Source organism: Paenibacillus amylolyticus (assembly GCF_036894225.1).
Classification (GTDB): Bacteria; Bacillota; Bacilli; order Paenibacillales; family Paenibacillaceae; genus Paenibacillus; species Paenibacillus amylolyticus.
The window spans coordinates 6,625,436-6,641,591 of sequence record NZ_CP145892.1; the positions used below are offsets into that span (position 1 = coordinate 6,625,436).

General features: G+C 47.7%; 15 protein-coding genes. 8 read left to right on the forward strand and 7 right to left on the reverse strand.

What is annotated here, in order from left to right:
* Positions 1-15 precede the first annotated feature (15 nt).
* Complete coding sequence (locus tag V6668_RS29165) at positions 16-609, reverse strand: ANTAR domain-containing response regulator (protein WP_036671644.1); 594 nt, start codon at positions 607-609, stop codon at positions 16-18.
* 590 nt (positions 610-1,199) lie between these two features.
* Between V6668_RS29165 and nirB the strand changes: the two genes are divergently transcribed.
* The 4 genes from nirB to cobA are packed head-to-tail and all read left to right on the forward strand — an operon-like array spanning position 1,200 to position 5,661.
* Positions 1,200-3,641, forward strand: a complete 2,442-nt coding sequence (gene nirB, locus V6668_RS29170) for a nitrite reductase large subunit NirB (protein ID WP_338707317.1) — start codon at positions 1,200-1,202, stop codon at positions 3,639-3,641.
* 16 nt (positions 3,642-3,657) lie between these two features.
* On the forward strand, positions 3,658-3,975 hold the full coding sequence (gene nirD, locus V6668_RS29175; protein WP_338707318.1) for a nitrite reductase small subunit NirD: 318 nt from the start codon (positions 3,658-3,660) through the stop codon (positions 3,973-3,975).
* Positions 3,976-4,012: 37 nt separating this feature from the next.
* Positions 4,013-4,894 carry a formate/nitrite transporter family protein gene (locus V6668_RS29180; RefSeq protein WP_338707319.1) on the forward strand — a complete coding sequence of 294 codons (882 nt, stop codon included), beginning with the start codon at positions 4,013-4,015 and terminating at the stop codon, positions 4,892-4,894.
* The gene (gene cobA, locus V6668_RS29185; RefSeq protein ID WP_036671651.1) at positions 4,891-5,661 is read left to right on the forward strand and encodes a uroporphyrinogen-III C-methyltransferase; all 771 of its coding nucleotides are present in this window, start codon (positions 4,891-4,893) and stop codon (positions 5,659-5,661) included. The genes V6668_RS29180 and cobA overlap by 4 nt, the downstream gene beginning before the upstream one ends.
* Before the next feature lie 232 nt (positions 5,662-5,893).
* On the opposite strand, the gene V6668_RS29190 is transcribed toward cobA, so the two are convergent.
* Positions 5,894-6,532 (reverse strand): TetR/AcrR family transcriptional regulator, encoded by a 639-nt coding sequence (locus tag V6668_RS29190; RefSeq protein ID WP_036671653.1) that lies wholly within the window; start codon positions 6,530-6,532, stop codon positions 5,894-5,896.
* A gap of 195 nt (positions 6,533-6,727) precedes the next feature.
* On the opposite strand from V6668_RS29190, the gene V6668_RS29195 reads away from it, so the two are divergent.
* Positions 6,728-7,495: an SDR family NAD(P)-dependent oxidoreductase gene (locus V6668_RS29195; RefSeq protein ID WP_036671654.1), complete on the forward strand. Its 768-nt coding sequence runs from the start codon at positions 6,728-6,730 to the stop codon at positions 7,493-7,495.
* Between the two features lie 471 nt (positions 7,496-7,966).
* On the opposite strand, the gene V6668_RS29200 is transcribed toward V6668_RS29195, so the two are convergent.
* From V6668_RS29200 to V6668_RS29210, 3 genes are all read right to left on the reverse strand, one after another.
* Positions 7,967-8,254: a hypothetical protein gene (locus tag V6668_RS29200; RefSeq protein WP_390925617.1), complete on the reverse strand. Its 288-nt coding sequence runs from the start codon at positions 8,252-8,254 to the stop codon at positions 7,967-7,969.
* Between the two features lie 167 nt (positions 8,255-8,421).
* Positions 8,422-9,771, reverse strand: coding sequence for a HAMP domain-containing sensor histidine kinase (locus V6668_RS29205; protein WP_338707320.1), 1,350 nt, complete (start codon positions 9,769-9,771; stop codon positions 8,422-8,424).
* The gene (locus V6668_RS29210) at positions 9,771-10,448 is read right to left on the reverse strand and encodes a response regulator transcription factor (RefSeq protein WP_036612327.1); all 678 of its coding nucleotides are present in this window, start codon (positions 10,446-10,448) and stop codon (positions 9,771-9,773) included. The genes V6668_RS29205 and V6668_RS29210 overlap by 1 nt, the downstream gene beginning before the upstream one ends.
* A 253-nt stretch (positions 10,449-10,701) precedes the next feature.
* Between V6668_RS29210 and V6668_RS29215 the strand changes: the two genes are divergently transcribed.
* Genes V6668_RS29215 through V6668_RS29225 form a run of 3 tightly spaced genes read left to right on the forward strand, consistent with a single transcriptional unit; the run spans position 10,702 to position 14,524 of the window.
* Positions 10,702-11,520, forward strand: a complete 819-nt coding sequence (locus V6668_RS29215; protein ID WP_338709013.1) for a polyphosphate polymerase domain-containing protein — start codon at positions 10,702-10,704, stop codon at positions 11,518-11,520.
* Entirely contained in the window at positions 11,513-12,193 is a 681-nt protein-coding gene (locus V6668_RS29220; RefSeq protein WP_100528189.1) for a DUF4956 domain-containing protein, read from the forward strand. Before V6668_RS29215 ends, V6668_RS29220 begins: the two co-directional genes overlap by 8 nt.
* Positions 12,194-12,220: 27 nt before the next feature.
* Complete coding sequence (locus V6668_RS29225; protein WP_338707322.1) at positions 12,221-14,524, forward strand: carbohydrate-binding domain-containing protein; 2,304 nt, start codon at positions 12,221-12,223, stop codon at positions 14,522-14,524.
* A 229-nt stretch (positions 14,525-14,753) separates the two neighbouring features.
* Here V6668_RS29225 and V6668_RS29230 read toward each other — a convergent pair whose 3' ends face one another.
* A complete protein-coding gene (locus V6668_RS29230; RefSeq protein WP_338707323.1) occupies positions 14,754-15,332 on the reverse strand; it encodes a class I SAM-dependent methyltransferase in 579 nt (192 codons plus the stop codon).
* Between the two features lie 26 nt (positions 15,333-15,358).
* Positions 15,359-16,030 carry an FHA domain-containing protein gene (locus V6668_RS29235; protein WP_338707324.1) on the reverse strand — a complete coding sequence of 224 codons (672 nt, stop codon included), beginning with the start codon at positions 16,028-16,030 and terminating at the stop codon, positions 15,359-15,361.
* Positions 16,031-16,156: the final 126 nt, after the last annotated feature.

The window sequence follows — 16,156 nt, forward strand, 5'->3', positions numbered from 1 at the left end:
GAATCCTCCTTCCAACTAAGACTGGAGCAGTTGATGGGCCTTCACAATCGCTGTGGCTACATCGACCATCCGTTTGCGTTCATCCATCGCTTTCTTGCGTAACAGGTCATAGGCTTCGGCCTCCGAGATCTGCTTCAGATCACTAAGGATAGCCTTCGCCATATCAATCCACTTCCGATCCTCCAGCCTGGATTGCAACTGCTTCCGTTCCTGCTCCCACTGTTTGCGTTCCATGTAGCGTCGGGCTGCAAAGTGAAGAGTCCAGTGAATCTCGGGCCCAGTCATGGACGGTGTAAGTATTCCATCAAATGAAGTTTCGACCTCGCAGGATTCTGCGGAGGAAGAGGCTGTATCTGGCGCGCACCACCAAAGCAGCGGTGAATCCGACTTCCCCTTTCCCAGGCAGTTCACCCAGTACTCCACATCAGCCAGCGACAGATGCAAAATGGACGCTTCGGCCACACGAGCTAGCTTCACCGCTTCCGCTTCACTGCCCGCAACCTGTACATGGTACCCGTTTGCTCCCAGCAGCCTCTCCGGTGTCAGAGGGATTGCATCGGATGAGGCAGCTATCGTTGGTTGAACACGGATGACCAATAAAGATCGCATGATGGATCAATCCCTCCCTATTGCGTATAATCAGAGTCCATATCATTTAAGACGTTAATACACGAAAGCGATAAACATGTTATATTACCTAACAAAAAATAAGTGGTGACGATTATGCGTCTTATTTTTAACATTAGAATGATCTTTTCATGCCTCATCATGTTGCAATTAAAAAGGGTGAAACACTATACATGGCACCTTTTCTACAGTATTTATCGTATCCAGCGTGCTAACGTTATCTAGAAGCCTTTAAACTAAGAAGATATACTCGTAAAACTTCGTCGTCCATTCGATATTCCAATAAACTCATGTAAACATAATTAACTTTAAATTTCAAATACTTTTTTATGTTAACTATATTGACATGGTTAGATCGATCTTTTATAGTTAAGCCATAACAACTCCATATTTGAATCGATCACAGTTACAACGGCGTAGCTGGTTGAAACGGCAATGAAGCCTGTTTTGCAATCTCGGAGCAAGGGATGCGTATGTATATGCGCAGTCCTCCGAGGCATAACAGGCTTTTTCGATTTTAGAGACAAGGTTTTGAGGCAGTTTGCAGAATGGACCTAAGGGGGCTAATCATAATGAGTACAACGAAAAAACTGGTGCTGGTCGGCAATGGCATGGCGGGAATCCGCACAATCGAACATATCCTTAAGCTTGCTCCACACGCTTATGAAATCACAGTCTTCGGCGCAGAGCCGCATCCCAACTACAACCGGATCATGCTATCCTCTGTACTGGCAGGCGGAACATCCATCGAAGATATCGTAATCAACGAGTGGAGCTGGTACGAAGATAACGGCATTCGGGTGCACCCGGGTGACCCGGTCGTTCAGATCGATACCAAGCGCAAGGAAGTTGTATCTCAAAATGGTGTACGCGCAGCCTATGATGAGCTGATTATGGCAACCGGTTCACAAGCGTTCATCCTCCCGCTTCCCGGCGCTAACAAGGAAGGCGTAATCGGATTCCGAGATATTAAAGACTGTGAGACCATGATGGCAGCATCACAAAAGTATCGCAAAGCTGCCGTCATTGGAGGTGGATTGCTAGGACTTGAAGCAGCGCGGGGGCTGCTCAATCTGGGCATGGACGTCACGGTCATCCATATTAACGGTCATCTGATGGACCGGAACCTAGATTTGCCGGCAGGTCTGATGCTCCAGCGTGAGCTTGAAGAACAGGGCATGAAGTTCCTTTTGAACAAACATACCGAAGAAATCACAGGCAAACATCGAGTGAAGGCCATTCGTTTTACTGATCAAACGGTGCTTGAAGCGGATCTGGTTGTCATGGCTGTCGGGATTCGCCCTCAGATTGAACTGGCTCGCAATACCGGCCTCGATGTGAATCGTGGAGTCATTGTAGATGATTATATGCATACCAGCATCCCTGGTATATCTGCCGTCGGCGAATGTGCAGAACACCGCGGTATTGCCTACGGACTGGTTGCTCCATTATATGAACAAGGTATGGTACTTGCGAAACGTCTGGCTGGCGCGGCAACCGAAGGATACGAAGGTTCAGTCACTTCTACCAAGCTGAAAGTATCCGGTGTGGACGTATTCTCTGCCGGACAATTCAAAGACGCTGCGGACACTCGCAGCATTCGCATTCAGGATGACGTTGATGGTGTGTACAAAAAGATGGTGATCAAGGATGGGCAGCTCATTGGAGCTGTATTGTTCGGGGATACCACGGATGGCGCATCGCTGTTTTCCCTCATTAAAAGTGGTGAGAAAATCAGTGGTCGGGAGAAAGAAATTTTGCTCGGTGTACCTTCCGGTGGTTCAGGCTCGGGTCCATCTGTCGCAGAACGAATGGCGAGTATGCCGGATGACGAGATCGTCTGTGGTTGTAACGGTGTTACCAAATCTTCCATCGGGGACGCCGTTCTGAATAAAGGCTGTAATACACTCGGTGCAATCAAATCCTGTACCAAAGCCTCCGCTTCTTGCGGTGGGTGCAAACCTATTATCGAAAACCTGCTCACGTATTATGCCGGCGATAATGTAGGTGAACAGACCAAAGAAGGCATCTGTGGCTGTACATCCTATGATCGGGATGAGATTGTTGCTCAGATCAAGGAGATGGGACTCAAAAGCGTTAAGGAAGTCATGAACGTTCTCGGGTGGAATGAACCGGAAGGTTGCTCCAAGTGCCGTCCTTCCCTCAACTATTATCTCGGTATGATCTGGCCGGCTGAATACACAGATGAGCGTGTATCCAAATTCACCAACGAACGTTATCACGCCAATATCCAGAAAGACGGTACCTACTCCGTTATTCCACGGATCTATGGTGGTGTCACTTCCCCGGCGGAATTGATCAAGATTGCAACTGTCGCAGAGAAATACGATGTGCCGTTGGTGAAATTCACGGGTGGGCAACGACTCGATCTGCTCGGTGTACAGAAAGAGAACCTGCCGAAGATCTGGGAGGAACTCGATATGCCTTCCGGTTTTGGTTATGGCAAGGCGCTTCGTACGGTGAAGACTTGTGTAGGTAATACGTTCTGCCGATTCGGCACACAGGATTCCATTGAGATGGGTATTCGTCTGGAGAAAAAACTCGACAAGATGGTGGCTCCGGCCAAAGTGAAACTCGCTGTCTCCGGATGTCCGCGGAACTGTGCTGAAGCAACCATCAAGGATCTGGGTGTTGTCGCCATTGATGGCGCTTGGGAGATTCATGTTGGCGGTAACGCGGGAGTCAAGGTTCGTGCAGCCGAGTTGCTCTGTACGGTGAAGACCGATGCGGAAGTGGAAGAGTGGACTTACTCTTACCTGCAATATTATAGAGAGAACGCAAAATGGAATGAGAGAACAGCGGCTTGGATTGAACGGGTTGGTCTGGATCATGTGAAGGAAGCATTGGCGGATCGGGATGTACGTCTCGCTCTGGTTGAACGTCTGGAAGTTACACTGGGTCACACGGTTGATCCTTGGAAAGAAATCATACAAGACGAGAAATTACGTAAAAACTTCACCCCACTGTCCGGTGCCGAGCCGGTAACCCACTAGAAGAGGAGGAACAGCGATGAACAAATTCCGGATTGGACACCTTGCAGATATTGATGAAAAGGGAGCACGGACCTTCCTGATACAGGATACCGAAATTGCAGTCTTCAAACTGAGCGACGGAAGTCTGCACGCCGTCGAGAATCACTGCCCTCACAAGGGCGGCAAGCTGTCGGAAGGCATGGTGTGCGGGACAGCGGTTCATTGTCCTTTGCATGATTGGAAGATTGATCTGCGTAACGGTAAGGTACACGAGCCGGATGAAGGCTGCTTGAATACCTACAAAACAGAAGTGGACGGCAACAGTGGAGAAATCTTCATCACAATTGCGGGTTAAAGGCTAGAGATACCCTGACATCAAGGAGGCGTGCGCTATGGATTTTGTTAAACCTGCAGAAGTGCTGCAATCAATGGTCGAAGCTGGTGAGAGCAAAGCCAGAATGAATCGGGTACAGATGCTGATCCGCGGTTTTCTGGCGGGGGCTATTCTTGCCTTTGCAACCACACTGGCATATACCGCTGTATCTCAAACTTCCGTTGGTTTGGCAGGTGCACTGATATTCCCGGCGGGATTTGTCATCATTATTCTGCTGGGTCTCGAATTGGTGACAGGAAACTTTGCGATGCTTCCACTCGCAGTGTTGAAACGCAGAATTACATGGATGGATATGCTTCGAAATTATTTTTGGGTGATCACAGGACATCTGCTCGGATGTGCATTCTATGCTCTCTTATACGGCCTGACCATTACCAGGATGGGTACGGATATGAGCAACCCTCTAATTCAAACGCTGATCCAGAACAGTGAAACCAAAACATTGGGGTATCAGCACTTGGGTGGGGATGGCATTGTACTGGTCATCATCAAAGCCATTCTATGTAACTGGATGGTCACACTCGGGGCAGTGATGGCAATGACGTCCACTTCTACACTGGGCAAAATCGTAGCGATGTGGCTGCCCATTACCATATTTTTCGCTCAGGGATTTGAGCATGCTGTGGTAAATATGTTTGTCATCCCGGCAGGCATGATGCTCGGTGCACAGGTCACTATGGCTGACTGGTGGCTATGGAATCAGATCCCGGTGTTGTTGGGTAACCTCATTGGCGGAGCTGTATTTACAGGCCTCGGTCTATATGCTGCACACCACTGGGGGAATCCGGTGAAACTATCGACGAAACTGGCAACCATTCAGGGTGGTCGTTCAGGATTGGCAAGTTCTGATGCTGCACCGAAATTGGGGACACGATCATGAGCCGGGGCCTGGTTAGTATTGTTGGCGCTGGTCCTGGAGATCCGGAACTGATTACGGTAAAAGCCCTGAAACGTATTCAGTCCGCAGATGTCATTATGTATGATCGGCTTGTGAATGATCAATTGCTCGCTGAAGCTCGTGAAGGAGCACTCCGCATCTACTGCGGCAAGGCTCCAGGCCTTCATTCCATGAGTCAGGAGATGATTGGACGGATGCTGGCTGCCCATGCAGCGGAAGGCAAACAAGTCGTAAGACTCAAGGGTGGCGATCCGTTCATCTTTGGCCGTGGTGGTGAAGAAGCGCTTGTGCTGGCGGAAGCAGGGATTGCATTTGAGATCATTCCTGGCATCACTTCAGCTGTAGGTACATCCGCTTCATCCCTTATTCCGTTAACCCATCGCGGGGTTGCTTCATCCTTCGCATGTGTCACGGGAACCGGCAGTGATGGAAGTGTATCTTCGGTCCGCTGGGATCTACTTGCCCATAGTGTGGATACACTGGTCATCTACATGGGTATTAGCCAACTGCCCCAGATTCAACATGAATTGCTTCACCATGGCAAAAGTGGACACACCCCTGCGGCTTTAATCGAACGAGGAACCACTTCGGAGGAACGGATTATTACCGGCACACTTGCCGAACTCCATTCCCTCGCCCTGTTACATCAAGTGAATAATCCGGCATTGATTATGGTCGGAGAGTCCGTTCTGATCCGCGAACAGCTGCTTCAGATGCAACAGGCCGCGAACGCCTCCATGACAGGATAATCGAATTGGATTTCTTCATCTATATCAATTGAACTAAACATTTACACAAAACGGAGAGGACAGAAACGACCTGAAGAAGCGGAGCGTTCGCCTTTATCCCCGGATTTACCCTTTATAAAGGAATCAAAAAAATCTGGGGATAACAGCGATCGGAAGGTTGTTCTGTCATCGGAGTGTGCAGTGTAAATATTCTTTAGTTCAAGTGATATAGAACAAAACTCTCATTCGACCTTTAATCCAACAGCATACGCTCGTGAATAGTCCGACCCTTCTGCCCTGGTTCAATCAGCAGACGGGTCGGTTTGATGTTAATCAGCGCCGTAAGCTGCTCTCCCATATAATGCGCAGAATACTTGAATCCAATCTCTGCCCAATGCATGATTACACCTACCGTTGCAGATACCAGATAACTTAACATGATGTCGTAATTAATCGTCCACTCACTATCCTCGGTCACCAATACAAAATCTTCGGTTAGATACGTTCTAAACATATTGCACAGCCGGGAGCTCATATCTGAATGCATCGTTATTAATGCACGAAAGATATCCTGATGGGCTTCAATATATTCGAATACAGGCATCGTGGATGGCAGCAATACAGTCATGTCCACTTCTTTGAGCTGTGCGTATGGTTCTGCATAAGCTCGCCCCACTCCCTGCATAAAATCATCCAGAATGAACTGCAACAACTCCGGTTTGCCGGGAAAATGTAAATAGAAGGTTCCCCGGTTGTAATCCGCCCGTTCCGTAATATCCCGGATTGTGAGGGCATCCGCTCCCTTCTCTAATATCAAAGAAACCGCCGCAGCGATGATCGCATCCTGCGTTCTTCGTGCTCTCCGGTCCTGAGGATGTTCAATGATCAACATTTTCGCCTCCTTTGTTCATTATTGTAATATAAATGAACACCGCTTACACCTCTGTCCGATAGCTGACATATGCGATGTCAATGATTATTGTCACATTGCTATGTATATCTTAACATTGAGACAGGAAAGATAGACGACAGGTTGAAACTTTTTTTGAGAAATACCTGCCAATAATGAATAAGGAGCGGATATATCATGAGTACATCTTATAAACATACAGCCGTTATTACAGGAGCAGCCGGGGGCATTGGTAAAGAATTGGCACGCCGCCTTGCTGAGCGCAAAATTAACTTGGTTCTGGTGGACCTGAATGAAGAAGCTATCCAACAGACGATTACTGATCTGAACCTCGACAAAGAGCACGTCATCGCCGTAAAAGCGAACGTATCCCAAGAAGCAGACGTGAAAAACTATGTGCAAAAAGCATTAGATGCTTTTGGTCGAATCGATTATTTTGCCAACAATGCCGGAATTGAAGGTCCAACAGGGCTGATCGAAGACCTGAGTGTTGAAGCACTCGACACCGTATATAACGTCAACATTCGTGGAGTATTCCTGGGTCTGCAAAATGTCATTCCAGTGATGAAAAAACAAAAATCCGGTGCGATTCTTAATACCTCTTCCCTCGCGGGTCTGATGGGTGCACCTGCTGTATCTCCATATATTATGTCCAAACATGCCGTAGTTGGTCTCACGCGTACCGCTGCAAATGAATTGGCACCTTATAATATCCGGGTTAACGCTGTATTGCCAGGCACAATCAACACACGTATGATGCGCCAGATCGAAGCTAATTCCGGTAACGTGGAAGATTATCAATCAGCAACCGTGTCCAGCATTCCAATGGGCCGTTACGGTGAACCGGAAGAAGTGGCTGCGGTAATGAACTTCCTGTTGTCCGAAGAAGCATCCTATGTAACAGCTTCCCTTTACACCGTAGATGGCGGTATGGTGGGTCAATAAGAAGCTATAAACGGTGGGATTGATAGGGATTGGGTCGATAGAACTTCAAGTCCATCCTTAAAAAAGTTATACCGACAGGTGTTCCCGAAGGGATGCCTGGTCACTACAATCTAAAAAAGGCCTCAACACCACAGTATTGTGGAGTTGAGGTCTTTTTGACAGTACAACACTTGCCATGCATTAGGCTGCATCTGTGAGATTTCACTTTTGAAACAGCCATTTAATGTCTCGTTGCACCATGTGATCACTCTAAGTTACTCTAACGAACCTAGGGCACCTTATTTCGGCAAAAAGCGCTTATTTCCCGAACTAACGAATCTCAGACACGCTAATTCCGCGGAAATGCTTTAACTGCATGGGAAAGTTCTAAAATCCATAGAATAACGTGTCTGAGATTCGTTACATTCCCAAACGAGCGAGAAATACTCGAATAGCGCGTGTGAGATTCGTTAGATTTTGCCCACGCTTAACTTAATCGACGTATCCCGCATGACCCTTGTCCATCAAGTAGTCCATCTCCGCATCCAGGATGCTTTCCACGGTCAACTCATCCAGCTTCACATCTTTACGACTAAGGATATAGTCAGCCAGATCATCGCCGTCAATATCCACATCGTTACCTTTGGAATTTTCGTGCGCCTTGTTGATGTACGCTTGCTCATGCTTCAACACAAGGGCGATATTCTCCTGGCTTGCCTTCGTTTTATCTGCAATATATTGCATCATTTCTTGTTCATTAATTGCGTTTGCTTCTGCCACGTTCAGTCATCTCCTTGATTCATACATACTGTTGCCATTGTAGCATAGGTTAACCCATTACAGGCAGAACTTATGCCTGAAGAACAATTATAGAGCGGGAGCGAAGAATTAGTGTTGAGCCGAAACGTAGGTAGCATTTTTTCATACGCTGGCTCATCACTCTGCCCCTACGACAACCGCACGTAAAATGTAGCACCCTCTCCAACTACACTTCGAGCGTATAGCTCTCCTTTGTGCTGATCCACAATGGAACGAGCAATCGCCAGACCCAGACCATGCCCACCATGCTTGCGGGCTCTTGAAGAATCCGTACGATAGAATCGATCGAAGATCCGATCCAGATGTTCGGGTGCAATGCCTTCACCTGTATTGGACACGGCCAGCATGACATCATTATTCTGTTTCTGGAGCGTGACGTTTACGGCGCCTTTTGGACCGGAATACTTCACCGCATTATCGAGCAGGATCAGAATGACCTGTTTGATCTGCTCACTGTTCCCATGAACCGTAAGATTCGGCTCAATGTTGTAGTCGAGGGAAATGTTTTTCTCAAAAATAACGGCCTCCATCGGCAAAATAATACTCTCCACCGCATCGCTCATATTGAACTTCGCATGAATCATCGTGGAGCGTGAGTCATCCATCTGTGTCAGATAGAGCAGATCATTCGTAAGTCCCGTCATGCGCTCGGTTTCCGACTTGATATAGTGTAGCCACTTCGCCTGGTTTGCTATGGTATCCTCCTGATTTGCAAGCAGTACGTCAGCATTGGTATTGATGATCGCCAGAGGTGTCTTCAGCTCATGTGAAGCATCCCCGATGAATTGTTTTTGCTTCTCAAACGCTTCTCTGACTGGTGCAATGGAGCGATTCGCAAAATAACGGCTCAGGAAGTAGATCACAATCAACATCACCAGTCCGACAACAGCAAAGGTATAAATCAAATTCGTAAGAATACCTTGTTGCGCCGTCACATCAATGAATACGATCATGTGCCCGGCACCGCTCGGATCAACCACATAGGCCCAGTCCGTTCCATCCAGCGCAAATTGCCCCGTCTGCCGTTCCGAATCACCAACTTTATTCTGGTCAACCTTTTGTAACGCCTCGGTGTAGAACGTATCTTCCATATCAAATCGGGAATGTGTATCCGTAATCTTCCACTGATCATCCGTCTTAATCATGAACGAAACGGAACGTGCCGGAGGTGAGTTGGGATCCCCTCCCGGGCCTCCATTATCACCACCCATGGCATCGGAGGGAAACGAATCTGAACCGGAACTTGAACCTGAGCCTGTACTACCCCCTGTACCGGAACCCTGCCCTTCCCCGCGCGGTATCTTGGATGAATTATAAGGACTGTGATAGAAATCAGACACCTTGTACAACTCCATATTTGTCTCACGTTGCACATTCTGATAAGTAATCGTATAGATCGTCGCAAATGCCACCAGCATCATAATGGAGATGGACACCAGATTCACGATCAAGAATCGATTTCGAAGTTTCTTGAACATCAGGACGTCACCTCAAGTACATACCCGACACCCCGAATCGTGTTAATGCGGACGGCAGAGTTCAGGAAGGTTAATTTTTTGCGTAAAAAAGAGATATATACTTCCACATTGTTATACTCCACTTCCGAATCAAATCCCCATAACTTCTCAATAATCTGCTCTTTGGAGGTAATCGCCTGTTTGCGGGCAATCAACAGCTCCAGCAGTTCATTCTCCTTCAGATTCAGCTTGATCTCCTTCCCCTGAACGCTCAGCTTCAACTGAGTTGTATTCAGCTCAATATCACCGAATTTCAGTCCATCCTCGGGAACCACTTCGCCCTTCCGTCGTAAGGCTGCACGAATCCGGGCCAGCAATTCCTCTGTGGCAAAAGGCTTGGCGATATAATCATCGGCACCATAATCGAGGCCTGTGACTTTGTCCGATAGTTCACCTTTCGCAGTAAGCAGAATGACAGGCGTATGATTGCCTTCACTGCGAAGTTTCTTCAGGACGGTGATCCCGTCCATCTCCGGCATCATGATGTCGAGTAGTAACAGGTCGTAGATACCGCTCTGCGCATAATCCAATCCTGATCTGCCGTCGTGGACCATGTCCACGGAGTAGTTGTTTTTTTTCAAAATCTGCGATACAGCCTCTGCCAAATGAACCTCATCTTCCGCAATTAATATTCTCATCATCTATTCATTCCTCTGCTTGAATTATTTCTCTCAATGGACTTGTTTTATATGTTCTTATTCTATCAATCAAACCTTGAATCAATCTTAATTCATTTTGTGTATGCGCACTATTATAGGAAGGTAAAAAAATGTTAACGCAATGTAAAACCATTTAAGATTCATTCAAGGTTGGGGCTCTAAGATACAGACATGGAAGCAATACACGATGCAACAAAACATACAACCCACCGACGAAAGGAATGAGTCCCACATGGCGATTGAAGTATTCAACCGATATGAGAGCAAGTATCTTCTGACGGATGAGCAGTACGCACATTTCTACAATGACCTGCTGAAATACATGGAGCTGGATGCCTACAACAAGAAACATGAGTACTACTCCATCAGCAACCTGTACTTCGACACTCCGCAGGATTCACTGATTCGAGCCAGTCTCTCCAAACCAAAATACAAGGAGAAGTTGAGACTGCGGGCTTATGGAATCCCTGAAGAGAACGCCAAAGTGTATCTGGAGATCAAAAAGAAAGTATTTGGCCTGGTGAACAAACGCAGAACAGCCTTGAAGCTGGATGAAGCTTACGAATTCGTCCGTTCGGGACAGGCGCCAGAGCTCGCGGATTACATGAACAGACAAGTTGTCGAAGAGATCAAATATTTCCTTCGGGTATACGATCTGGAACCGAAAGTGTATCTGGCGTATGAACGCAAAGCACTCTTCGACAAGAACAGCCGCGATCTCCGCATTACCTTTGACACCAACATTCGTAGCCGCAGATACGATCTGAAGCTGGAACAGGGAGATTACGGTGAACCGCTGGTGAAGGACGGTCGATGGCTGATGGAAGTAAAAGCCGAGAAAACCGTTCCGCTGTGGCTGTCACAACTGCTTTGTGAGCATGGTCTATACCGTACCGGATTCTCCAAATACGGCAACGAGTACAGACATCTGGCGAGAACAACGAACCTGAATTACCAAACGAAACGCATTCTTGTGCCAGGTACCGATTTCAACCCATCCATAGAACAAGATAAAACGATTATAGAAAGAGAGCGTGTCCTATATGCTTGATTCATTGTTCAGTTCAGCCCTAACCGATACTAACCTGACGTTTAACAACGCAGTCATAACCATTGGTCTTGCCATTATTCTGGGATTAATCATCAGCCTCACGTACATGAAGACTAACCAAAGCACATACTCCCAGAGCTTCACCTTAACGATGGTTGTTCTGCCCGTTATTGTCGCCATTATCATCCTGCTCATCGGCAGCAACATCGCTCGAGCATTCAGCTTGGCAGGTGCCTTCTCGATCATCCGATTCCGAAGTGCCCCTGGTGATCCAAAAGACATTGCTTACGTATTGTTCACGATGGCTTCCGGTCTTGCCTGCGGTGTAGGCGCTTTTGGATACGCGGTGCTGTTCACCATTATCCTGTGTGTACTGATGTTTGTCCTGAGTCGCTTCAACTTTGGTGGCAAGAAAAGTCAGCTGAAAACGCTGAAAGTTACCATCCCTGAGAACTTGAGTTATGAAGAAGCACTTAATGAAGTGTTCCATACATTCAACGTACCTTTTGATCTGAAAAAAATCAGAACCACTGAACTCGGCAGTCTGTATGAGCTGGTCTACAGTGTAACCATTCATGAAAGTGTTAGCCAAAAGGAATTCCTCGATGCGATCCGCACCCGGAACGGCAACCTGGATATCTCATTAACCATGAGTCCAACAACGGAATATTAATTTATAATTCGAAGGGAACGATCTAATATGAAGAAAAACATGATAACAGGTAGCAAACTTTGGTCCATCGCCATGATTACCAGCCTACTCGCAGCATGCAGTTCACCAGCAACCACAAGCACAACGGCCAATGCCGCAACGTCAACGACAGGAACAACCAAAACGGTATCTGTCAGCGAGCAAACTTCAGTGAAATATGCAGATCTGGTCTCTCTGGATGCTGACGATACCAATATTAGCTGGAGTGAGGCAGATTCTACAGCGATTAAGCTGAACGGAACAACTGCAACGGTGACCGGTTCGGGTGCTAAAGCCGCGAATGGTTCGGTAACCATCTCGGAAGCAGGCACTTATGTACTTAGCGGTGAGCTAACGGATGGCCAGATCGTGGTTAACGTTGCCGATAAGGGTACTGTGCATCTCGTATTAAACGGAGCAACCATTCATGATAACGACAGTGCCGCAATCTACATTCAGAAGGCTGGTAAAGCGGTAATTACGCTCGAAAAAGGAACCAAAAACACCGTATCGGATGGTAAAACGTATGTGTACGCTGACGCTACGACAGACGAGCCGGATGCTGCAATCTTCAGCAAAGCAGATCTTACATTCAATGGTGCAGGTCAATTGACCGTCACAGGTAACTATAATGAAGGTATTACGAGCAAGGATGATCTGAAAATCATTAGTGGTAACATCCGTGTCAAAGCAGCCGATGACGGCATCAAAGGTAAAGATATGGTCGCTATCCAAGCGGGTACGATTACCATTGAAGCCGAAGGCGACGGTATTAAATCAACCAATGACACAGATACCACTAAAGGCTATGTTGCTATTGCAGGAGGTTCCTTTGATATCCAAAGTGGCAATGATGGCATTCAGGCCGAAACCGCACTTGTTACGGATGGCGGCACATACAACATTGTAACGGGCGGCGGTAGCGCCAATGCACCAGCCAAAGTAGAAGAAGGTCCATTTGGCGGCGGCGGTGGATGGGGTGGCGGCACACCTCCTACGGATATGGGCACACCACCGGATGGCGAACCTCCTGCAGATATGCCGGAGATGCCTAATAACAGCGGTACGAATGCAGGTGCTAATACAAACGGCGCAGCAGCATCCAACTCTGCCAACACAACAACAACAACAACAACGGATAACAATGCCGATGCTGACACAGCTACAACAGCAACGGAGTCCACAAGTGCCAAAGCGCTCAAAGCAGGTACAGATCTTACGGTTAATGGCGGTACGTATACCATTGATTCCATGGATGACTCCCTGCACAGCAACAATAACGTGACCGTCAATGACGGAACATTCAACATTGAATCTGGTGATGACGGCATTCATGCCGATCAGGCCCTGACGATTAACGGCGGAACCATCACGATTGCGAAGAGCTATGAAGGACTTGAAGGTGCAATCATCACCCTGAACGATGGGGATGTGGATGTAACGGCATCCGATGATGGGGTAAATGCTGCAGGTGGCGAGACGGAGACAGCTACGAATACAGCGGCAAGTACAGATAGCGCGACTACAGCAACCGATGCAGCCACGACATCCAACATCTCTGTAACCGAAACGACAGGTACAACATCGACTACCGATCAGGCATCCCAAGGTACAGCTGCTAATCAGCAAGGACGTGGACCAGGCGGTATGGGAGCAGTGAGCAATAACGAGTTCCACATTAACGGCGGCTCCCTCACCGTGAACGCAGGTGGTGACGGACTGGATTCCAATGGTTCCATTAACATGACTGGCGGAACGGTTATTGTGAACGGACCGACGGATAGCGGCAACGGAGCATTGGATTATGACGGTACATTTGAAATCAGCGGTGGATACCTCGTGGCTGCCGGAAGCTCTGGTATGGCACAAGGAACATCCGATGCGTCTACGCAAAATACCATTGTGATGACATTCCCTGCAACGCAAAAAGCTGGAACACTTGTACATGTACAAGATAGCGAAGGCAACAACATTCTGACATTCGCTCCGGCAAAAGATTATCAAACCGTGGTTGTCAGCTCACCAGATCTTGTGAAAGATGGCTCCTATGTAATCTACTCTGGTGGTACGTCTACAGGTAAAGCCGTGGATGGACTCTACACAGGTGGTACCTATAGTGGCGGAACTCAAGTGGTTGCATTCCAATCGACCAGTAATGTGACTTGGGTGAATGAATCTGGTGTAACTACAGCCAATACAGGTATGGGCGGTCCTCGTGGCGGCGGTGGACAAGGCGGATTCGGAGGCGGCAGAAACAGATCCCAATCCGGTACAACCACGGACACAACAGGTACTACCGATTCTGCAAAATAATACGTGCGGTAAGCAATAATCAAGCAATCTCTTGCCCCAACTCAAAGGCGAGACAAAAAGGCCCCGATTCACTTCATAGTGAGTTCGGGGCCTTATTCGTATCCTCATTCTTACGTGGTATCTGCATTACTATGATATGGAGCACACTCTTTCATCCATTAACGTTATGGCAGAAGGTTTACAGCACTCCAGCCGAGCAAACCTGGTGATCACTTTCCTGTTCTTTTCTTTAAAAGGAATACACATACACCTTGGTGCGCAAGGCATCCCGGCATGTAATGGTGCGTAGCGGTTCCTTACCCGGCAGCGCAAAACAGACACTAATCACCTTGGCACCCGGCGGAAGCTCTCGACTGAACTTGTCCAGAAGCTTAGTCATAGCACCCGGGAACAGATAACAGATCACACAATCCGCATGTTCATAGGAACTGGTGTAGATATCCCCGCGCATGAAGCGCAGCCTGCTCTTGAGAGAGTGCTGTTTTCCCTTGGCTCGACGTAAGCGAACACTGAGATAGGCAATCAGTTGGGAAGACCATAAGGGAACGATAGAATTCTCAATCCCGGTCAGCCTTTTGCCAGGGCAATGCCTTACAACATCCAGTCCCAATGTGCCCCATCCAGAGCCTGCTTCAAGCACATCCCCGTACCCCGGAATACGGTTTACCTCTTGAATGACCACCTTCCTGACACGGCCGGATGTGGGCATCGGCGAAATCCCGTTTTTCCAACTGACAAGTACGATGGATATGACACCTATCAATGTAACCACGGCAATCAGCCATGGAATCAGGTAAATGATGAACATGAACTCATCCCTTTGTTATCACTCATTCATTCCGGCACATGAGACTTCATATATACACCCTTTTTGTAAACGGACTTGATGGTAAAATGTACACCCAGCTTGCGATTCGTCCGATAGATTAGCGAGTTAATCTCGTCGATCCCTACCGCTTCACTCTCCAGCATACTACGCTCTGGCCACACCTGAGCCACAATCTGTTCCCTTGTCACAAAGTGGTCCAGTTGACTATACAGCAACTTGAACAGCTGATACTCCTTCTTGGACAGCGGAATCTCCACTTCACCGATCTGTACGGTTTGCAGGTGATCCAGTAAACGTACGCCCTCACCCAGCAGATCCGACACACGATATTCCCTCGTCTCTCCAAGATCCCCTTCAACGCGAAGCTGGATCAGGCCGTTGACCAACGTCAGGCTGTCTCCTTCGCCAAACGGATATTTCTCATAGGGAACGAGGCGCTGCCCGTTCAGTTCGGTTCCATTTTTGCTATCCAGATCTTCGATCCATAACTGTTGCTGTACATCATAATGAATGCGGCAATGCCGCTTTGATATCATCTGATTATAAACAGACAAGTCCAATTCACTACCGCCTGTGTAACGTCCCACCGTAATGGAGCGACCTTGGCTTACATAAGCGAATGAGCCGTCACTTTCCTGTCCTGGCGTACGAATGACGATTTTTGCCGTCTCCCGCATGTTATTCTCCCACCTTCAATGATCACTCACTCGATCTCTATAAACATTTCATAACAATAATGATAAATTCATCAGATTTGTTCCATTGTTTGCACCGCTATAGTTCAATATAGTGGTATACAGGAA